This window comes from Sulfolobus islandicus Y.N.15.51 (assembly GCF_000022485.1).
Lineage (GTDB): Archaea > Thermoproteota > Thermoprotei_A > Sulfolobales > Sulfolobaceae > Saccharolobus > Saccharolobus islandicus.
This window is the reverse complement of sequence record NC_012623.1, coordinates 2,522,648-2,543,753: the sequence shown is the minus strand read 5'-3', so window position 1 is coordinate 2,543,753 and position 21,106 is coordinate 2,522,648. Positions and strand designations below refer to the sequence as shown.

The following is a 21,106-nucleotide window of genomic DNA, read 5'->3' as shown; positions in this document are numbered from 1 at the left end:
CATGAGGGTTGGGTAGTTTTAGGCTACGTAAAAACAAATAATACCTATAATTGTTTGAAATGTATATTGGTCCTCTTTACTATATAAGAGTGTTTACCCGTGGCGTAACTTTTCCTTACTTTTAATTACTTCTAATTCTGCCACGGGCACCCCTCTTAAGGGATCATACGCAGTCACCCTTAAATCATTGGGGCTGGTCGAGGGAAACGCCTATATAGGTTTATTAGTCGAGGAGAGTAATACTCTCCTCGACTGGGGAAACATGGTCGACGTGAGTTCTGAAGCAAAGTCTTCGGCTACGGGCGTGACTAACCCCTACCGTCGGACTGAACATTGTGATAAAATTCACGCATATAGGTGTGACAAAGAGGTAGGGATAATAGGAATAGATATATCAAAAGAACATTTAATAACTAGCAGGGGGAGGGTGAGAAGATACGAGAACAGTAAGAAGGGTTATGAGGAAATCCTCAAGATGAAACCTTGCGTAATAGTCCTAGAGCCTACCGGAGTATACGCAATAAGGCCTTCACAATACTTCAAGGAGAGAGGGGTAAGAGTACTACAAGTCAGCCCAAACGTGTTATCAAGGGAAAAGGAGTTTAGGGGAAAGAAAACAGATTTTTACGACGCAGAAAAATTAGAAAACATGGTCGACAAGGCTAAGGAGTACGATTACAACCCCTTAAAGGAATTAGTAACACTCTACCTCTTCCTAAAGGACATAGAGACGAAATACAAGAACAGGCTAAAGAGAGCACTATTCCTAGTAAGCGATAACGATAAGGTAAGCAAGGACAGGTTGGAAAAACTTGCGAAAGGAGATTTCACACAGGAAGAACTATACCAACTTGAATATACGCCAATAGTACTTGAGGAAATCAAAATCCTGGCTAAAAACATCCTAGAAACGCAAGAGAGGTTGAAGGAGGTTAGGAGGATGATTGAGGGGCAAGTCCCTCAAGACCACGTCCTATTAACGATACCAAGTGTTGGGAGGCTTGCAGCTGGTATTGTTGGTGATGTTAAGCGTTTTCCTAAGCCTGAGTCCTTTGTTGCTTATTGCGGTTTAGATCCCGTAGTGGAGAGGAGCGGGAAGGCTGTAATAAGTAGGGGGATTTCCAAGAGGGGTAATAAGTACTTGCGTAGCTTGTTCTACTTTTTAGCAATGAGGAATTACTCTAGGAATCCAACCTTGCTGAAGTTTTATGAAACACACAAGGATAGGTTGAAGGGTAAGAAGTTGTATGTCGCTTTGGCTAGGAAGTTGGCAAGGGTTGTTTGGAGTGTTTGGTATAATAATAAGCCTTATGAGCCTAAATAGGTGAATCCCTCCCCCGAATCGCCACGTGGGTTGAAAGGACCCACGTGGCAATGTTAGCTAATACTATGCTTGAAGTTTGAGCGAAAGATTTATTACTGAACGCCGGAAAGTTCTTAGACCTCAATTTTATCACTCCCCAAACCTCGTGAGTAGTACCCGTCATCAGTTGGGAGATCACCAATAGAAAATACATTGTAATACTATATAAACATTATTTAATCAAAACGATATTTAGAAGTAATTAAAAATAACCAGTGGTTACGTAAAAGAGTTGGAGTCTAGAGCTGAAGAATTCGAAGGAAAGAACTTTCAAAATAGTCCTCTACGCTATGAGACTTTTAGGCTAGTATTGGAAAATGTTTATTAAATTGGAAATAATATGTATGTTATGCACGCGGTTATTTTAGCGGGTGGGTATGGTAAGAGATTAAGACCACTTACAGATGATAGGCCTAAGCCTTTGATTGAAGTGGCTGGGAGACCAATTATTGAATGGCAGATCTCTTGGCTTAAACAATTCGGTATTACATCCTTTGTAATATTAACAGGCTATAAATGGGAGGTTCTCATAAAGTGGTTAAGTGAAAACGAAAAGAGATTGGGAATTTCAACGTATTTTTCTATAGAAGAGGAACCTTTAGGTACTGGAGGAGCACTCAGGAAGGTCGAGAGATTATTAAGTACGGAAAACACGTTTATAGTTCTCAACGGTGATATAATAACTAACCTAGATATAAGTAAGTTAAAAATATCTAATGAAAACGTAATGACAATGTCACTAGTTCCCTTGAAGAGCCCATACGGAATAGTCGAAACTAAGGATGACAAGATTATAGATTTTAAGGAGAAGCCAATCTTAGAAAACTACTGGATAAATGCGGGAGTTTATCTAATGAGAAAGGAAATATTCAAATACTTACCAGAAAAGGGAGACATGGAAAAACTCACTTTTCCTAAACTTGCAAAGGAATCGTTATTGATTGGCATAAAGTATTATGATGTCTACTGGAGATCAATAGATACAATAAAAGATATAGAGGAGGTCTCTGAAGATTTAATAAAGATGAAGAACGGGCTAAGCTCTGAAAGGTGAAGATCAAATCCGCGACTGATTTAATCAACTATGATAAGTTCCTCATCTTCCTCACCTAACCATTTTTTTATTGTCTCCTTAACACCTAGTTCCTTAATATCATCCATTAGTCTATTCATTAATCTGTTAATTACCAAATCTCTACAGTCATCTGGCACATTCTCATTAATTATTAAAAATATTTGTTTTATTAATTTTAATTCCTCTTCCTCTTCAATCATATCAGAAATTTTACTTAAAAAACACTACCGAGATTCACGAAAGTATTTTCTGTCTCACGTTCTCAACTATCTTGGGCAATGAAATTTCCACTGGTTCCCTTACAACGTAATCCGCAATACTATCCAACGGGGTCTCTTCCATATTTAAAATTATTAGCTTACCACCTCTTTCTTTTACGGTCTGTGGAATTAAATTGGCTGGATATACAGTTAATGAAGAACCAATTGAAATTACGAGATCAGATTCATAGGCAATACTTAGTGCCTCATAAATGTTCTTAACTGGTTCCCCAAAAAGCACAACATCTGGCCTTATTATCCCACCACAATCACACCTAGGTGGAAGATTACCCTTTTCTATCATACTTAGGACGTTTAGCGAATCATAAGTCCTTAAGCATAAAACGCAATATGACCTCCTCATAGTTCCGTGAAGCTCAATAACGTTCTTAGAACCAGCCTTCTGATGTAGACCGTCAATATTTTGTGTTATTATTACCTTTATTATGCCCATCTTTTCTAACTCAGCCAAAGAGTAGTGTGCCTTATTAGGTTGGGCTTCGAATAATCCCCTCATTCTTAATGAGTAGAATCCCCAAAAATTTTTAGGATCTTTTTCAAAATATTCTATACTAGCTAACTCTGGTGAATACTTCTTCCATAATCCTTGAGGACCTCTGAAATCGGGAATACCAGAAGCTGTACTAATACCGGCTCCGGTAAAGGCTATGGTGTAAGAAGAGGAAATAAGTTCTTCAGCTACTTTCTCGTATATCATAATTAGAATATACTACTAGTAGGTAAATAAGATTTTAAAATAAAAAAGGTTTGAGTTTAACTTTCATCCTTTTAGATCCTCTGCAGATATATTGCTTTTAGTCTTGAACCCTAGGGCATTAGCTACAAGCGTACCTATGACTGAAACTACCAGGTTCAGTACTAACGCTATTACTGCAGCATACATTAAACCGAAAAGCGTAGGATATAGAGACGTGGCACGAGGTAGTCCAAATGTGAAGAACATATAGGTCCCGCTTATAATTCCAGTAGCCCATCCCGCAGTTAATGCCCATGGATTAAACCATTTAGTGTATAAACCTAAGAACACTGCCGGTAATGTCTGTGTTATAAGTATTCCTCCTAGCAATTGGAGGTTGATGGCATATGTAGATGGGACTAGGAAGACGAAGGCTAAAGCTAAGAACTTTATAACAGCTGATATCCACTTAGCTAGTGTTGTCTCCCCTTTGGGTGTAATGCTTGGATTTACCTCTTTTATTACATTTCTAACTAGTAAATTGGATGCCGCTATTGCCATAATTGCAGCTGGGACTAGGCCACCAACAAATATACCTAGTAGCATTATACCAGCAGCCCAATCTGGCATGGTTGATGTTATTAATGCAGGAACTACAAGGGCACCCCCATATTTAGATACAACACTCAATGCGTTTGGTACCGCATAAACTAAAATACCAAATAATGCTATTATTGCTAGACCAATACCATAAATTGGCAACAATGCTGTACTATACATTAATCTATTCTTATCATCAGCGCTTAATGAACCGTTTATTGAATGTGGATAAAGGTATAGGGCTAGTGCACTACCTAAGAATAAACTCCAATATGCTATTTGTAAGTTACTTGGTAGTGTAGTATATCTTGCTGAAAGGTTTGCTGAGTTTATAACACTAAAGGCGTGAGTGAAACCCCCATATTGTAGTGGTACGATTACGATTACCGATATAACCGTGATCCAGATCAAAATATCTTTAAAAACTCCAGTTAACGCAGCACCCCTAAGGCCGGAAGTGTACGTAAATGCCGCTAAAATTATGAAGGAAACTATTAGGGAAATTTCAGACACTAAGGCCGCGTTACCTATTCCTAATAACATCATCTGTAGGACCGACTTCATACCTACTATTTGTAATGCTATATAAGGTAATTCAGCGACTACACCAGTTAACGCTATTAAAGCAGCTAAAATGCTACTGTTGAATCTATCTTTCACGAAATCAGCTGCCGTCACATAACCTCTATTTCTCGAAACAATCCATAGTTTAGGCATTGTTAACATCGCTATGGCAAAGGTTAAAGAAACATATGGTACTGCGAAGAAATATATTGCACCTTTTGCGTAAAGGCTTGATGGTACTGCAATAAATGTATATGCTGTGTATAAATCTGCACCCATTAAGAACCATACTAGAACAGTACCTAACCTTCTCCCTGCTAATCCCCATTCATGAAGCAAATCCAAATTTCCTTTTCTCCAAAAAGCCCCATAAAATCCAAGGAATATGAATACTATGAAAAGTGCTATAAAGACGATTATTCCAGCTAGCCCTAACATTTATATCACCTTCTGGCAAGAAGGAGCGCAGCTATTGAGAAAAGTATTGTTGATATTGCCAACCACACTGTTTGATACCAATAGAAGAACGGCAAACTCCCTAAGTCTGGCTCTACTTTATTATATGTTGGTATTGCAAAATATACGATAAATGGTATTAGAAGTAGGATTCCCGCTAAAATACTTTTCGCACTTACCATTTAACCACAATTTTTATGATCAGAAATTCTTGTATATAATTCTTTCTTTCATTATATCGTTTGAAACATTAAAGTATTTATAGAATGGTATTAACTTTATAAACTAATAGTAAGAATAGTTATATCTCACCTACTTTCTAGATACTCTAGCACATATTTTGCCAATTCACTAATTTCCATTGGCGTGTTTAGTTGATTAAAGGGTGTATAAATTGCTTCTTTCTTGAATGGAATTTTAACTATTTTACTAGTTAAATCTTTAATCTTACTAATATCTATTCTTTCCCTAGGATTATACATGTTTATTACTGAGGATATTACATCAAAATTTACTAAATCATTTCCCAGAGATATACTTAATTCATTCTTAATATAATCCTTAAATAGTTGCATGAATGCCAGACTTTCATCTAACAAAAGCTGATTTGGGGGTAATATTAAGATCAAATTGTAATCTAATCTCTTTTCATTCAAATAAGTATAATAAGCTTGAAGCTCAGTATCTAAACAAACATCTGAGGGTATTGATGGGTTATCAACTATCATCAAATCGTGATCCGAAAAGCCACTATAGATATCTGCAATTTTTTTAGGTTCTACATTTTTTATCTTTCTACTGCAGCCTACATTAACTACTGTAAGTCCACTGTCAACTTCTTTGAAATAAGCTAAAGAGGATTGACCCACTGTCAAATAAGATAGTAAGTTGCCTTTTATATTGTAGACCCTACTAAGTGTAGATGTTAAATCTTTATCTATCAGTAATATTTTATGACTTGCAGCAAGTGTTTTACTCAGAAAATAAGCTATAAATGATTTCCCTACACCACCTTTAACGCTTACTATGTCAATTCTTTCCATTATAAGAGTAACTTAATCATTAGAGCTTAAATAAATTAATACTTTTCAACAATATGACAAAGTAGAGACAACTCAAAGCTAAAAAGACTAGTAATACATTGGATGTAAAGCAAAAGTTTATAAACTGCAATATATAGAAAGTCTATCATGGCTAAGAAAAGAAGCAAGCTAGAAATTATACAAGCAATACTTGAGGCATGTAAATCTGGATCTCCTAAGACCAGAATAATGTATGGTGCCAATCTAAGCTATGCTCTAACTGGGAGATATATAAAGATGTTAATGGATTTAGAAATCATAAAACAAGAAGGAAAACAGTACATGTTAACTAAGAAGGGAGAGGAACTACTTGAAGATATAAGGAGATTTAATGATATGAGAAAGAATATGGATCAATTAAAGGAGAAAATTAATAGCGTGCTATCCATTAAATAATAAAAGGATTTTTTTCTTTAAATATTAGCAGTTTTTTCTATCTCTACGCCTATAACATTTGCTATCTTTACCTTTAAATCTTTCATTAATTGGTCTAGATCAACAAGTAATTTCTTGTTTAAATAATTTGAATCCACCTTATACGTATATGCCCTTCTCCCTTTTTTAGAAGTTTCTATTTTTTCTTTAATTATTATATTCTTCTTCTCAAGATTCAGTATAGATTTATTCACAACAGATTTTGTAATATTCAATTTACTTGAAATTTCTTCCATGGTGAGAGGGTTTTGAGATTTAAGTAACAATTTTAAAATTTCTATATCCCTATCACTGAGTCCATAAAGGAACTTTATTACATTAAATATATCAGCTACTCTACCATCTGGCATGTTTATTTCAGTTTTACCTTGCATAGTTAGAGGATTTCATAAAACTCTTAAAAATCTTTTGGTAACTTGTAAACTTAATTTATAATGATAAAAGATAATAGTTAAAATTACGATTTATTTAGGATCTAATGTGCCATTTCTTAATGCATATATTGCCCTTATTAACTCTGCGTGGCTCCACGCTAAGGGAGAAACTGATGGATATTTGTCATTATCGTCAATTTGTTCTGGTATAACTCCAGTTGGTAAAGATTTCGACAAGACCCAATCTATCTTTTCCTTAGCCTTATCTTTCTCACCCATTAACGAATAAACTTGAGATAACCATAATGTAGATATAAACCAGATATTGGAATTATTACCTCCTCTTAAATATTGATCACCCTCATACCTAACTAATCCCCTTTTAACACTTAACTTCTCTATAACAGTCTCTAAATTCTTTACAAAACGGGAGTCGCTCATCGGAATTACATTAAATATTGGTGCCAACAATATACTTGAGTCAACAGTTTCATCGATCTTATGAACTTGACCTTCCTTCATATATATCGTTCTAGCGTAATGATCACCAACCCAGAATAAATCTAATGAATTACGCATTTGATCTGCGACAGTTTCATATTTTTGTGCTAGCTCGTCTTCTCCAAAATATCTTGCAAAATCCGCTGCAGCCCTTAATCCTGCGATTACAGTTATTGTAGTATAAAAGTGAGTACCAATCCTCTCTTCCCATAGATCGAATGAGGGAAGTGGAAGATCGGTAGCCTTTTCTCTATAATTTACTAGAAAATCAGCTATACCCTTAACCATGGACCTATAGTAAGTCTTTATAAAATCAACATCTTTCCACTTTGAAAAATGAAACCATAAGGCGTAAAGTACTAATGCAGTCTCATCTTCTTGAATAGGCAAATAGTCCAAAGTCCAGGGATGCCATGTGGAACCGAAATGTCCATCAACAGTATATTTATGAAATAGCGCACCGTTTATTGTGAAGAGCCTCCTAGTGAATTCAAAGAACTGTCTAGATCTATCAAAATACCCCATTAGTTCAAGAGCTAAAATACAGAATACAGCATCTCTATGCCACACGTAGTTATATGTGTCCCTATTAAACTTCATAATATCAGTATCTAGTGACGCTACTATGGCACCGTTGTTCTGTACATGGGATTGCAAAATCAGTAAACTTCTCCTTAAAATCGAATCGTATTCACCGTAATCGTTTACTTTACTTAACCACGCTCTCCAATAGTCCTTAACCCTCTTGAATAAAATCGCGGGTGTTCTCTTCCTCACGTAATCGCTTAAACCCTTAGCTTCATTATAATTTTTACCGGCTACTAACCATATATATAAATCTTCTCCATACAATTTGAAACTACTAGCAAAATCAACTGAACCTTGAGCAATTGGATTACCGGAAAGTTCACCATCTTCGCAATCTTTCCATGTCCCTAAAAGTCCCTTATATTCCTTAATTCCCGTAGCGTACTGATAGAAGGGAATCGGAGATGAAAGTAAAAACCATCTAGAACCTTTATATTGTATCATAGACTCAGAATAAGGGTCAAAAAGTGCAGTATTACCATCTGGTGTTCCCCCAACATGAAAATCAAAAGCGGTAAAAACTCTAACGTCCCTATCCTTTACGTCTTTTACTGAAACTTTCCTTATCCAAATATCATAAGCCATATCTATTACATCTTCTAAATAAAAATTCACTCCCTCAAAGGAAAAAGATGAATATGCCGCTAAAGTATCATCTAAATATCCAATCTTTGGATTTAAATTATCTAACCATGAGAACTTACCATTAACAAAAACACCAAACCTGCCCCTATGTAAATTATTTGTAGTAGTTAATGGCCAGTATATTTCCCTTATTGTAAAATTACTATCGTATAGAACTGTCAATGAACCGTTTCCCAAGATCAAATATCTAGTCATATAACATATAATGTTAAAAGCTTCCTTTTATTCTAACTCTTTTTAATATAAATCTAATAACTCGAGAACTGAAAAGAAATGTGCTCTGCCTATTTATATTTAGAAGAGATCTGAGACTAGACGACAATACTGGATTAATTAAAGCTTTAGAGGATTGCGAGAAAGTTATTCCAGCGTTTATATTAGATCCTAGACAAGTCGGTAATGAAAACGAATACAAATCAGAGTTTGCCATAAACTTCATGATTAATTCATTGAATGAGCTAAATGACGAGTTAAGAAAAAGAGGATCCAGACTTTATGTCTACTTCGGACTAGCTGAGGAGGTAATAAAGAACTTACTTAAAGATGTTGATGCAGTTTATCTAAATGAGGATTATACTCCATTTAGTAAAATGAGGGACGAAAGAATTCGCAAGTACTGTGAAGATACCGGAAAAATTATGAAATCTTTTGAGGATTACTTACTCACATCAAAGAACGATTTTAAAAACTATAGGAACTTCACAACATTTTATAATGTAGTAAAAAATAAACAAATAAGGAAACCAGTTCAAAATAATTATACAAATTACTATAAAAATTCTTTAGGTGACGAGCATGAATTACCACCTAGACAAGGAGAACGAGGAGGAAGAAAAGAGGGCATTAAATTAATAGAGAGAGCAAGGCAAATTAATTACGATAGGAAAGATTTCGTAGCAGAGGATAATAGAACTTTTCTTTCACCCCATCTGAAATTTGGAACCTTGTCAATTAGAGAGGTTTATTATTCTCTATTAGACAGTCAAGCTATAATTAGGCAGTTATACTGGAGGGATTTCTATACTTTATTGGCTTACTATAATGAGAGAGTATTTCATGAACCGTTAAAAAGGGAATATAATTGCATTGAGTGGGAGAACAATGAAAGGTTATTTCAAGCTTGGCTTGAGGGAAAAACTGGATATCCAATAATAGATGCTGGAATGAGACAATTGAACCGGACTGGTGATATGCCGAACAGAGTTAGAATGTTAACCGCATTTTTCCTAGTTAAGGTTCTTATAATTGATTGGAGGATAGGTGAGAAATACTTTGCAAGTAAATTAATTGATTATGATCCTTCGGTTAACAATGGAAACTGGCAATGGATAGCCTCTGTAGGTACTGATTATATATTTAGAGTATTTGACCCTTGGAAACAACAGGTTACATATGATCCGGAGGCAAAGTATATAAAAAGGTGGGTAGATGAATTGGAAAGCTATGACGCAGAGATCATACATAATGCATACAAATATACTCTGAAGAGCTACCCTAAACCTATAGTAGATTGGAGAATAAGGGTAAATCTCTCAAAGAGACTTTACGAGGTATGTAGGAAATCTAAAATAAAATAGGTTTCTTTTTCGGATTTAGTACGATGTAAATGTAATTTCTTCGTAAGAAATGCTTATTTATTAATAATTTTAACTCCTTATTGATGTCGGCAAAAACGTTAACTGAGAAAATTTTAAGCAGAGCATCGGGAAAGGATGTCTCGCCTGGAGACGTTATAGAGGCTAAAGTAGACTTAGTAGCATTTCATGACTTAACTGGTTATCACGTGATTGAGGTAATGGAAAAGGCTAACATGATTAAAGTTTTCGATAAAAGTAAATTAGTAATAGCTTTTGATCATTTAGCTCCACCTCCAGATGTAAGGAGTGCAGAAATTCAAGGCTATATAAGAAAGTTCGTGAAATCGGAAGGTATTCCTAATTTTTATGATATAAATTACGGAATTTTACATGAAGTCATGATAGAGCAATACGCCAACCCTGGACAAGTTATTTTAGCAGCTGATAGTCACACAACCACATCCGGTGCTGTAGGAGCATTTGCTCAAGGTATGGGAGCTAGTGATATTGCAGCCGCTTTAATAACTGGTAAAACTTGGCTAGTAGTGCCACAACCATTTAAAGTAGTTTTAGAAGGAAAACCTGCTAAATGGATAACTGGAAAGGACGTTGCACTAAAATTGCTAGGAGACTTTAAGGCAGATTACTTTAATGGAATGACGTTAGAAATCTTCGTCAAGGATCCGTTAAGTTTTCCAATGGATTATAGGGCAACAGTATCAAATATGGGAATTGAAATGAATGCTGATGCATTAATGTTCATACCAGATCAAGAGACTAAGAGATACATCAAAGAGATGAGAGGATACGAACCAGAACTTGTTACACCAGATAACGGCGCTAAATACGTTGATGAATACACTATTCAACTAGACGAAATGGAACCACTAGTTGCTGCTCCGCATAGTGTAGATAATGTTAAGGTCGTAAATGAGTTAGAAGGTACTCCAGTAGATCAAGTTTACATAGGCTCTTGTACAAATGGTAGGTTGAGCGATTTCGAAATAGCTGCTAAAATAATGAAAGGAAAGAAGGTCAAGAGTAGGTGCATCGCCATCCCTGCGTCTTACAGAATGTTTAAGGAGGCTTTAGAAAGAGGTTATATACAAACATTAGTTGATGCTGGTTGTATTGTAACGTATGGAACTTGTGGACCATGCCTAGGTGGTCATTTCGGTATAGCTGGTCCAGGTGAGAATATTGTATCAACAAGTTCCAGAAACTTTAAAGGGAGAATGGGAAGTAATGAGGCTAAAGTTTACTTATCTGGTCCCGCTGTTGCTGCAATTAGCGCATTAGAAGGTAAGATTACAGATCCCAGGGTGATCTGAATGATAATAGAAGGTCCAGTAATTAAGTTTGGTGATAAAATAGATACTGATATAATAATTCCAGCTAGGTACTTAAAATATACTGACCCACAGTATTTAGCACAGCACGTTATGGAACCATTAGACCCAGAGTTTTACAAGAAGGCATCAAAGGGTGTTATAATAGTTGCGGGTAAAGTATTTGGAATGGGATCCTCAAGAGAACAAGCTGCCATAGCCCTAAAGGCTGCTGGAGTTAAGGCAGTAGTTGCTGAGTCATTCGCTAGAATATTCTATAGGAATGCGATAAATAATGGTTTACCAGTCATAACGTTACCTAATTCCACGAAGGAGATAGATGAAAACAGTTACGTCAAAATTGACGTGGAGACTGGTGAAATCTTGGTTGGTAATAAGGTGCTTAAGGGAAAGGGCATAACAGAGATGGCACTAGAGATTCTACAAGCTGGAGGAATAATGGAATATCTAAAGAAGATGCAGACAGTAAACCGAAACTAAAAAGTTTATTTTTTAGTTTTTAATACTAATATTGTGAAGTGGATTATTATCGGTTTGGTCTCCCTAATGCTTACAATCGTTGATTATGGGATTGGAATAGAGAGTGTTAAAGTCATTTATGGGTATGCAGTATACCAGCTTTTAACTACAATGCCATTTAATGTTGTATATCTTTGTTTGATTTTCCTAATAGAATTATTAATAATAAATTCGTTTTTGAAATTAAGAAGAATTCTCAATATTTTTCGTCATAAAGATAAATCCCCAATGTAGTTTACAATAGGAAAAACAGTCGAAAAGCTTTTAAGAATTTATAAGAAGAGAGAAAACGGTGAAGCTGTTGGAAGAATCCTAGAGACCGTAGATATAGCTTACGCTTACCCAAACGGATATTTAGTGTTCGAAAATATCAACATGTATACTAAGGATAGGGAGCTTATAGCTATAGTAGGTCCGTCTGGGATTGGTAAATCAACACTCCTAAGAGTATTAGGGGGATTCGTAAAACCACTTAAGGGGGAAATTAGATTATTAGGAAAAAAGGTAACTAGCCCAACGCCAAAAATTGCACTAATACACCAGTCAATAGCCACTTTTCCTTGGTTAACTGCGTTGGAAAATGTTAAACTAGGCTTAAAATATAGGAAATTACCCAAAGAAGAAGAAGACAGATTAGCTAAGCATATGCTAGAAGTAGTAGGGCTTCAAGGTTTTGAGGACTTTTATCCAAAACAAATGAGTGGAGGAATGAGACAAAGAATAGCAATAGCTAGGGCTTTAGCTGCTAATCCATTAGTGCTTTTAATGGATGAACCGTTTTCACACTTAGACGAATTAACTGCAGAGGGTTTAAGGCAAGAAGTACATTCAATGCTATTTTATGAATCTACTACACTCCATAGCGTAGTTTTAGTATCTCATAGTTTGAGCGAAGTAGTGGAATTAGCTGATAGAGTTTATGTTTTGAACGGAAGACCAGCTACAGTAATTGGAGAAGTAGAAATAAAACTGGAAAGACCAAGAAATCCAAAGGATGAAAGTTTTCAAGAGTATTTAGATATACTTTATGCGCTCTTAACCCCAGTAAAGAAGGGAGGGAATAATAATGAATGAGATTTTGCTGATATTTTTGGCCTCTCTAGCATCATTAGGTAGGGTTTTTCTTACAATAGGATTGTCAATAATTACCGGGTGGTTTCTAGGGTATATAGCAATAAAAAGTAAGGCGTTTGAAAATATCTATATTTCAGTTGTAGAAATTTTCGAATCAGTTCCAGTTATTTCATTCTTTCCAGTTGTTCTAATATTCTTTGTATATAGGATAGGTGGATATATCGGTATAGAATTAGCCGTGGATTTTCTAGTTTTCACTGCTGTAGTATGGAATATATGGATAGGGATATATCAGGCTTTCAAGACTGTTCCGAGCGACCTTTTAGAAGTTAGTGAAAACTATAGATTAGGCTTTCTAGGTAAAATGGCAAAACTATATATCCCTTATTCATGGCCTAGAATAGCAGCTAACCTTATACCCAGTTTCGCTGACGCGATCTTCTATATTACCGTTAGTGAGGTTTTCTCCATAGGCAGTTCTAGTTACCACGTATTTGGTATAGGTACATTAATTGGGGAGTTTACTGCATCGCAAGAGTATACTCTAGCCTTAGATGGATTAGGAATTCTTGCAATTCCTATAATTATATTTACATATTTATTAAGAAGATTTGCCAACTATACAGTGTCCAAATATGGGTTAGACACTGAAATAAAAGTAACCAAAAGAGGTAGAATGAGAATAAGATATGCCACGAGAATGTCAAACACAATAGCTCCTTTTGTCAAGTTATCTAAATATGTAACGAGAATTGGAAGCAGAAGCGCAAGTAGCGAAGAGGAGACTAGAAGGAACTTACCTTGGAGATATTTGGGCATTGGAATCTCGGTACTTTTATTGGGATTATTAGTTTATGGGGCTTTCTCTACAATTTCCTCAGTACCTAAATCGGTATGGCTTTACTTAATCTCAACCACTCCCAACGTTCTTTTCAACCTTTTGATAGACTACATAAGAGTTCTTTTCATTGCAATTGTTAGTCTAGTATTCTCAATATTTCTAGGATATTTCATCGCAACTCGTGAAAGAGTAGAAAAAGTATTAATCCCGGCAATACAAACATATGCGTCTTTTCCAGCTCCGGCCTACTTTCCATTACTTTTTACAGCTACCATTAGTTTTATTCATACTGTATTTGGAAGTTGGACTGATGAATTTTACGTAATACTTTTAGGTTTCATATCAACTTTCTATTACGTTTTCTATAGTTATTGGCTTGGGATAAAGAACGTGCCTAATCAATACTGGGAGATAATGAAAAACTATAACTTCTCCTTCTGGCATAAGTTAAGATATGTAATTATACCTTCAACATTTCCATATATAATTTCAGGACTTTCCAGCACGATAAATAGTGCATGGGGAGGTTTGGCAATAGGAGAATATTGGGAAATTTCAAACAGTTACACATTGCAAGTCAGCCATGGTATTATGAAGAGTATTGCAGTAGCTACTGCAAATGGAAATATCCCTCTTGCAGCATGGGACTCGTTAATATTTGGAATAGTAGTAATGATTTACTCAATATTTTTCACGAGGAAGATGATGGATTTGGCAAGAGAGAAATATGTGGCAGAGGAAGGAATTTATTTACCATGAATCAGCGTTCGCGCATGTCCTCACTGATCAGTTCCCGGATTCGTCATCCTCACTTACTATAAAAAGGATTACATTAAAAATTTTGCTGAACTATATCTCACAAGATCATACTTTGCACACCATGGGCTATTCAGATTTCCATTGTGAATTCACTATATTTCAAAAACAATGATGAATTTAATCGGGTGAAAACGTTTTATAAAGGAAATACATGCTTAATCGTGTTAACACTTTTATATTTATATTATTCACAAATTACAATTCGCAATGGATCCGTGAATCGCCAACACCATATACAAATGGTTTAAAAAACAAAATCTTGCATGTATAAAGGATTTTATAATGAAAATTTTTTAAAAAATCGACTAAGCCCAAATTCCTAATGTTAAAAACTTTTAAACCAGTCTAACTATATTAATATAGTATGCCACCCTTTAATAAAGTTCTCGTAGCCAACAGAGGAGAAATTGCCATAAGGGTTATGAAAGCCGTAAAAGAAATGGGAATGAAGGCAGTTGCTGTATATTCTGATGCTGATAAATATTCCCCCCACGTTAAATATGCAGATGAAGCTTATTGGATAGGGCCACCTCCAGCTTTAGAAAGTTACTTGAATATTGAAAGAATTATCGATGCGGCAGAAAAGGCTCATGCAGATGCTGTACATCCCGGTTATGGGTTCCTTTCCGAAAACGCGTCTTTTGTAGAAGCTGTTGAAAAAGCTGGAATGGTTTTCATAGGACCTTCTGCTTCTGTAATGAATAGAATCAAGGACAAATTGGAAGGAAAGATGATAGCTAGAAAGGCTGGTGTCCCCACGTCCCCTGGACCTTTAACACCAATTGAAAATGTAGATGAGGCGTTAAAGATAGCTGGAGAAATAGGATATCCCATAATGTTGAAGGCTGCGGGAGGTGGAGCAGGAGTGGGTATTATAAAGGTTGATAATCCTAGTGAACTAGCTGAGGCTTTTGAAAGAAGCAAAAGATTAGCGTACTCTGCCTTTGGCAGGGCAGAAATTTACATAGAAAAGGCTGCTATAAAACCAAAACACATTGAAACGCAATTGATAGGAGATAAGTATGGAAATTACGTAGTCTCCTTTGAAAGAGAATGCACAATTCAAAGAAGGAACCAAAAGTTAATCGAAGAAGCCCCCTCTCCATCCATTAAAGAAGAGGAAAGAAAGGAGATTATTGAGGCGTCAATAAGATTTGGGAAAGAAATTAACTACTTTACCTTAGGTACCATGGAGTTCGTGTTCTCACCAGTTACTCGTGAATTTTACTTCTTAGAAATTAATAAAAGAGTTCAAGTAGAGCACACAGTCACTGAGTTCATAACTGGAATAGACTTAGTCAAATTACAGATAAGACTAGCTGCTGGTGAATATTTACCTTTTTCTCAAGAAGACTTGAAAATAAGAGGACATGCAATACAGTTTAGAATTAACGCTGAGGACCCATTAAATAACTTCACGCCTCAATCCGGATACATAACCTATTATAAGGAACCAACTGGTCCCGGTGTGAGAGTGGATAGCGGTATAGAACTTGGTTCATGGGTTCCACCATATTATGATCCCCTTGTTTCCAAGTTAATTGTTTATGGACAAAGTAGAGACTACGCGATTCAAGTCGGACTAAGGGCTCTAAACGATTATAAAATAGGAGGAGTTAAAACTACAATTCCATTATATAAGTTGATCTTGCAAGATCCAGACTTCTGGGAAGGTAATTTCACTACTGCATATATATCTGAGAAAGCAGAGTACTTTACGACCAAATTAAAAGAAGAACAAGAGATACAAATTGCAATAGCCATTTCGATTTATAATAGGGGATTGATGAAGAAGAAAAAAACTGAACAGAAAGTACCCATCTCAACTAGTAATGGTAAAAGTAATTGGAAAACTTATGGTATCATATTCCAATCCTCTCCAAGGGTGTTGTGGTAATGAGATTATTTAGACTTTATAGCGAATTGGGAGATATGTATTTAGTATCTTATGAACAGAGCAACAACAGTCTTGATAAAATAAAAATAGGAGATAAAAATTATGAGGTAAAATATCTAGGATCAGGCAATAGGGAAAATGAGTATTTATTTGAGATTAATGGGAAAAAATATTATGTTTTCATAGAGTCTGATGGTACTTTGATATTTAACCATCAGGATTTCTTAAGGTTAGATAAGGTAACTGAAATTCCCATAAAAGGAGAAGAAAGAGTTGAGGAAATAATTAGAGGAAAGGAAGGAGAAATTGTATCTCCATTATTTGGAAGGGTAGTTAAGATTAGAGTAAAGGAAGGGGATGCAGTAAATAAGGGTAAACCTTTGTTATCCATTGAGGCAATGAAGGCAGAAACGGTAATCTCATCGCCAATAGGTGGGATCGTGCAAAAAATTCTGATCAAGGAAGGACAAGGTGTAAAGAAGGGAGATATTTTAGTTGTTATAAAATAGTTTTACAGTTATGAGGTGAGATAAATGGCTCTATATGAAAAACCTTCAATGGATAAATTAATTGAAGATTTGAAAATATTAAAGGAAAAGGTATATAAGGGTGGAGGAGAAGAGAAGATAAACTTCCAGCATGGTAAAGGTAAACTAACGGCAAGGGAGAGATTAAATCAGCTGTTCGATGAAGGAAAGTTCAATGAAATATTGACTTTTGCCACTACTAGAGCAACTGAATTTGGGTTGGATAAGAATAGGTTTTACGGAGATGGAGTAATAGCTGGATGGGGAAAAATTGATGGTAGACAAGTTTTCGCCTATGCTCAAGACTTTACGATACTCGGAGGAAGCCTAGGAGAAACACACGCAAATAAGATAGTTAGAGCTTATGAGCTAGCCCTAAAAGTTGGTGCTCCAGTAATAGGAATAAACGATTCTGGTGGAGCAAGAATACAAGAGGGTGCACTATCGCTAGAAGGATATGGTGCAGTGTTTAAGATGAACGTAATGGCTTCTGGAGTAATTCCACAAATTACCATTATGGCAGGACCGGCAGCTGGAGGTGCAGTCTACTCTCCTGCTCTTACTGACTTCTTAATAATGATAAAAGGAGACGCATATTACATGTTTGTAACCGGACCAGAGATTACTAAAGTGTCAATAGGCGAAGAAGTGAGTTATCAAGACCTAGGTGGTGCAATAATACACGCAACAAAATCTGGAGTAGTTCACTTTGTGGCTGTAAATGAACAAGATGCAATAAACATAACTAAGAGGTTATTGTCTTACTTGCCTTCAAACAATATGGAAGAACCTCCATATGTTGATACCGGTGATCCTGCTGATAGGGCAGTGCAGAGTGCTGAATCGATTGTACCTACAGACTCAGTAAAACCATTTGATATAAGGGACTTAATATACAATATAGTTGACAATAGCGAATTCCTGGAAGTTCACAAATTGTGGGCACAAAATATTACTGTGGGATTTGGAAGGATAAATGGGAACGTTGTGGGAATTGTCGCAAATAATTCAGCATATTATGGAGGAGCAATAGATATTGACGCTGCGGATAAGGCTGCTAGATTTATCAGATTCTGCGATGCGTTCAATATACCGGTAATAAGCTTAGTTGACACTCCAGGATATGTTCCAGGGACGGACCAAGAGTATAAAGGGATAATAAGGCATGGTGCTAAAATGTTATACGCATTCGCTGAGGCCACAGTACCAAAAATTACGGTTATTGTAAGAAGGTCTTATGGTGGTGCTCATATTGCAATGAGCATTAAAAGTTTAGGTGCTGATTTAGTTTATGCTTGGCCTTCTGCGGAGATAGCTGTAACTGGTCCAGAAGGTGCAGTTAGAATATTATATAGAAGGGAAATACAAAGTGCTCAAAATCCAGAGGAACTCTTGAAACAAAAAATTACAGAATACAAGAAATTGTTCGCTAATCCTTATTGGGCAGCTGAGAAAGGTTTAATAGATGACGTCATTGAGCCTAAGGACACCAGAAAGGTAATAGCTAGAGGATTAGAAATGTTAAGAAATAAGAGGGAATTCAGATACCCCAAGAAACATGGCAACATACCTCTCTGATCAAATCTTTTTTCTACAAATCAACTCTTCACAATTGTTAAGTTGTACCTCTTGACCCAAGGCTAAAAGGATTAGCCTAAGCCTTTTTAATGTATTACACTCATCCCTTACAATGAATATTTCTCCGTTTGGCAAATTAATGAAATCTATTAAGTAATCTTGCAGCCTCTTGGACAACTCTCTCACCTAGCTTTTGGCCTAACAAGTTCCTAACTCTATCTGGATTCATTACAACATCACCTAGTCCTTTAATTCCGTTATTGTACAATAATCTAGCTCTCTTCCTACCTACACCACCTATTTGAACTAATTCTAATAGCTCTTCCTTTACACCATCAGTCACTCTTAAGTTCAAGATCCTAAGTTTATCGCTGTGATCATCTAACCTTAACTCTTTAGATAAATGGTAAGCACTATAGGTTAACCAGTCCATAGTTTCAACGATATTTCTCAAATCTCCAGAACCTATGTTATATTTACCCAATATGGTATCTTCATCAACTTCATCTATCCAATCCTTCATTATCAACGCCACTTTTAACGCATTTAAGTAAAGGGAATATTCGTCTTCCTCATAAGGTTCCTCTACTAACAGCTCACACTCTAGGTCTTCCAGCAATTCAATTAGCTCTTCTTCCTCATTCCTTCCAACTGATACTAATGGTCCATCTGGAGTAAACGCTAGTAAATGGAGGTAAGCTATTTCACACGAAGCCTTATATCCCTCAAGCCCCTTTCTTATGATGTCAGCAGTAAATGGATTTATATATAGATCAGCAACCCTCTTTCCAAAATTAGTTAAAGTAAACGTATTATTTTCCTCTCTGATAAAAGAATGCTCTGATAGCCACCTTATGGCCCTATCAAAATAAACGTCAACTACTGACTTTGCAAGCAGAGATTCATATGCAAAGGCTTCCAGCTGTTTTTCACTCAGACTACCTTCAGCAGAAAGTATGCCAAGTAAGAACGTGTAAAATGCCCTTTCACTACCCAGTTTAGATTCAATGGGTTCAACATCAGATAGTATATATTTCTTAAATACTCGATCTACGTCTTCCTTATCCCTTACCACAATTATTGACTCGCCAATCTGATCAAAACCAGGTCTACCAGCTCTTCCGCTCATTTGCTTATATTCCATAACTGGAATTTCATCGTAATATCCAACTATCTTCCTATTGAATCGATAAATATCTCCTATTATTACTGTTCTAGCAGGTAAATTTATGCCAGCTGCCAAGGTTGGAGTTGCTACGATCACCTTTATTTTTCTTTTACGGAAACTCTCCTCTATTATATCCCTTAACGCCTTTGATAGTCCAGCGTGATGATATGCGACTCCCTTACTTATAAGAGATTTTAGTAACTCTTTTTCATCACTTCCACCTTCCTCGATATCATCCAATTGTTTTAAAATCTCAGATATGGCTTTCTCATCTAAACTTACAAAATTCATGTAATTTGCAATCTTTAATGCTGTGCTTTCTGCCATTTTCCTGGAATTCCTAAAAACTAAAACTTGTCCATTTTTGCTTAGACTATCTAGAGTATAAGCTATTATGGCGTCATCTCCATGAACCTTCCTGGCAGTATTATCTCTGAAAAGTATAGTATATTCCTTCTTTTTCCTCTCTGGATACATAACACCCTCCATGAGGGGAACTGGTCTCCAATTCGTTGCCACTGATTCTGCTCCTAACCATTTAGCTATTTGCTTATAGTTACTTATTGTAGCACTCAATGCTAATAGATTTCTCCTTTTAGCCCTTATTGTGACGCTCTCAACTACTGGCCCTCTTTCAGGATCGTTAAGGTAATGTAGTTCATCCAGTACGAAATAATTAGCCTCATTAAGCCAATCTGGTCTATGACGCCATAGGGAATCTAACTTTTCATAAGTGGTGATTATAATATCATAATTCTTCAACCAAGCATCATCTGTATCATAATCACCTGAAGTCATAGCCACTTTAAAACCTATCGATTCCCAATCCTTAAAAGTTAAATACTTTTCATTCGTAAGAGCCCTAAGTGGGGTCACATATATTGCTTTTCCTCCGTTTTTTAGAAGAAATGAAATTATTCCCATCTCTGCTATTAATGTCTTCCCAGAACCAGTAGGCGAAGTCAATAGTAGTCTATTTCCATCTAATAGACCTTTTTTTACCGCTTCAGTTTGAGGTGGGTTAAGTTTTTTTATACCCCTATTTTTTATTATATCAATAACGTTACTAGGTAATTTTAGGTCGTCTATTGACATCCACTCTAATTCTAAACTCATA

The 21,106-nt window shown here is 35.9% G+C and carries 21 protein-coding genes; 12 read left to right on the top strand and 9 right to left on the bottom strand.

The features are described 5' to 3' along the window. Positions 1-262 precede the first annotated feature (262 nt). A complete protein-coding gene (locus YN1551_RS13805; RefSeq protein WP_012718139.1) occupies positions 263-1,324 on the top strand; it encodes an IS110 family RNA-guided transposase in 1,062 nt (353 codons plus the stop codon). A 379-nt stretch (positions 1,325-1,703) separates the two neighbouring features. Beyond that, complete coding sequence (locus YN1551_RS13795; RefSeq protein WP_010923884.1) at positions 1,704-2,417, top strand: nucleotidyltransferase family protein; 714 nt, start codon at positions 1,704-1,706, stop codon at positions 2,415-2,417. A gap of 20 nt (positions 2,418-2,437) precedes the next feature. On the opposite strand, the gene YN1551_RS13790 is transcribed toward YN1551_RS13795, so the two are convergent. The 5 genes from YN1551_RS13790 to YN1551_RS13770 form a co-directional block, all read right to left on the bottom strand. After that, positions 2,438-2,638 carry a hypothetical protein gene (locus YN1551_RS13790; protein WP_012710437.1) on the bottom strand — a complete coding sequence of 67 codons (201 nt, stop codon included), beginning with the start codon at positions 2,636-2,638 and terminating at the stop codon, positions 2,438-2,440. Positions 2,639-2,672: 34 nt separating this feature from the next. Further along, positions 2,673-3,416, bottom strand: coding sequence for an NAD-dependent protein deacetylase (gene cobB, locus YN1551_RS13785; RefSeq protein ID WP_012718138.1), 744 nt, complete (start codon positions 3,414-3,416; stop codon positions 2,673-2,675). A 63-nt stretch (positions 3,417-3,479) separates the two neighbouring features. Next, positions 3,480-4,997, bottom strand: a complete 1,518-nt coding sequence (locus YN1551_RS13780) for a sodium:solute symporter family protein (RefSeq protein ID WP_012712904.1) — start codon at positions 4,995-4,997, stop codon at positions 3,480-3,482. Positions 4,998-5,002: 5 nt separating this feature from the next. Further along, a complete protein-coding gene (locus YN1551_RS13775) occupies positions 5,003-5,197 on the bottom strand; it encodes a DUF3311 domain-containing protein (RefSeq protein ID WP_012715494.1) in 195 nt (64 codons plus the stop codon). Between the two features lie 126 nt (positions 5,198-5,323). Continuing rightward, the gene (locus YN1551_RS13770; RefSeq protein ID WP_012718137.1) at positions 5,324-6,058 is read right to left on the bottom strand and encodes a ParA family protein; all 735 of its coding nucleotides are present in this window, start codon (positions 6,056-6,058) and stop codon (positions 5,324-5,326) included. 147 nt (positions 6,059-6,205) lie between these two features. On the opposite strand from YN1551_RS13770, the gene YN1551_RS13765 reads away from it, so the two are divergent. Then, positions 6,206-6,493 carry a winged helix-turn-helix domain-containing protein gene (locus YN1551_RS13765; protein WP_010923880.1) on the top strand — a complete coding sequence of 96 codons (288 nt, stop codon included), beginning with the start codon at positions 6,206-6,208 and terminating at the stop codon, positions 6,491-6,493. A gap of 17 nt (positions 6,494-6,510) precedes the next feature. Here the strand turns inward: YN1551_RS13765 and YN1551_RS13760 are convergent, their stop codons facing one another. Both YN1551_RS13760 and YN1551_RS13755 read right to left on the bottom strand, forming a co-directional pair. Beyond that, positions 6,511-6,906: a helix-turn-helix domain-containing protein gene (locus tag YN1551_RS13760; protein WP_010923879.1), complete on the bottom strand. Its 396-nt coding sequence runs from the start codon at positions 6,904-6,906 to the stop codon at positions 6,511-6,513. Between the two features lie 90 nt (positions 6,907-6,996). After that, a complete protein-coding gene (locus YN1551_RS13755) occupies positions 6,997-8,835 on the bottom strand; it encodes a glycoside hydrolase family 15 protein (protein WP_012718136.1) in 1,839 nt (612 codons plus the stop codon). 80 nt (positions 8,836-8,915) lie between these two features. On the opposite strand from YN1551_RS13755, the gene YN1551_RS13750 reads away from it, so the two are divergent. The 9 genes from YN1551_RS13750 to YN1551_RS13710 all read left to right on the top strand — a co-directional run bounded on the left by YN1551_RS13750 (position 8,916) and on the right by YN1551_RS13710 (position 18,821). After that, positions 8,916-10,217, top strand: coding sequence for a cryptochrome/photolyase family protein (locus tag YN1551_RS13750; protein ID WP_012718135.1), 1,302 nt, complete (start codon positions 8,916-8,918; stop codon positions 10,215-10,217). An 83-nt stretch (positions 10,218-10,300) separates the two neighbouring features. Further along, complete coding sequence (locus tag YN1551_RS13745) at positions 10,301-11,548, top strand: 3-isopropylmalate dehydratase large subunit (protein WP_012715491.1); 1,248 nt, start codon at positions 10,301-10,303, stop codon at positions 11,546-11,548. After that, positions 11,549-12,046 carry a 3-isopropylmalate dehydratase small subunit gene (locus YN1551_RS13740; protein ID WP_012718134.1) on the top strand — a complete coding sequence of 166 codons (498 nt, stop codon included), beginning with the start codon at positions 11,549-11,551 and terminating at the stop codon, positions 12,044-12,046. It abuts the gene before it with no gap. Between the two features lie 33 nt (positions 12,047-12,079). Next, a complete protein-coding gene (locus YN1551_RS13735) occupies positions 12,080-12,319 on the top strand; it encodes a hypothetical protein (protein ID WP_012715490.1) in 240 nt (79 codons plus the stop codon). Between the two features lie 141 nt (positions 12,320-12,460). Continuing rightward, the gene (locus YN1551_RS13730) at positions 12,461-13,159 is read left to right on the top strand and encodes an ABC transporter ATP-binding protein (protein ID WP_048052390.1); all 699 of its coding nucleotides are present in this window, start codon (positions 12,461-12,463) and stop codon (positions 13,157-13,159) included. After that, the gene (locus YN1551_RS13725; protein WP_012718132.1) at positions 13,152-14,759 is read left to right on the top strand and encodes an ABC transporter permease subunit; all 1,608 of its coding nucleotides are present in this window, start codon (positions 13,152-13,154) and stop codon (positions 14,757-14,759) included. Before YN1551_RS13730 ends, YN1551_RS13725 begins: the two co-directional genes overlap by 8 nt. Before the next feature lie 424 nt (positions 14,760-15,183). After that, positions 15,184-16,716 carry an acetyl-CoA carboxylase biotin carboxylase subunit gene (locus YN1551_RS13720; RefSeq protein ID WP_012718131.1) on the top strand — a complete coding sequence of 511 codons (1,533 nt, stop codon included), beginning with the start codon at positions 15,184-15,186 and terminating at the stop codon, positions 16,714-16,716. Then, positions 16,716-17,225, top strand: a complete 510-nt coding sequence (locus tag YN1551_RS13715) for an acetyl-CoA carboxylase biotin carboxyl carrier protein subunit (protein WP_012718130.1) — start codon at positions 16,716-16,718, stop codon at positions 17,223-17,225. The genes YN1551_RS13720 and YN1551_RS13715 overlap by 1 nt, the downstream gene beginning before the upstream one ends. Before the next feature lie 24 nt (positions 17,226-17,249). Then, the gene (locus tag YN1551_RS13710) at positions 17,250-18,821 is read left to right on the top strand and encodes an acyl-CoA carboxylase subunit beta (RefSeq protein WP_012718129.1); all 1,572 of its coding nucleotides are present in this window, start codon (positions 17,250-17,252) and stop codon (positions 18,819-18,821) included. On the opposite strand, the gene YN1551_RS13705 is transcribed toward YN1551_RS13710, so the two are convergent. After that, positions 18,822-19,007 (bottom strand): hypothetical protein, encoded by a 186-nt coding sequence (locus tag YN1551_RS13705; protein ID WP_012718128.1) that lies wholly within the window; start codon positions 19,005-19,007, stop codon positions 18,822-18,824. Then, positions 18,958-21,105: an ATP-dependent DNA helicase Hel308 gene (gene hel308, locus YN1551_RS13700; RefSeq protein WP_012718127.1), complete on the bottom strand. Its 2,148-nt coding sequence runs from the start codon at positions 21,103-21,105 to the stop codon at positions 18,958-18,960. The genes YN1551_RS13705 and hel308 overlap by 50 nt, the downstream gene beginning before the upstream one ends. Between the last annotated feature and the right edge of the window lies 1 nt (position 21,106).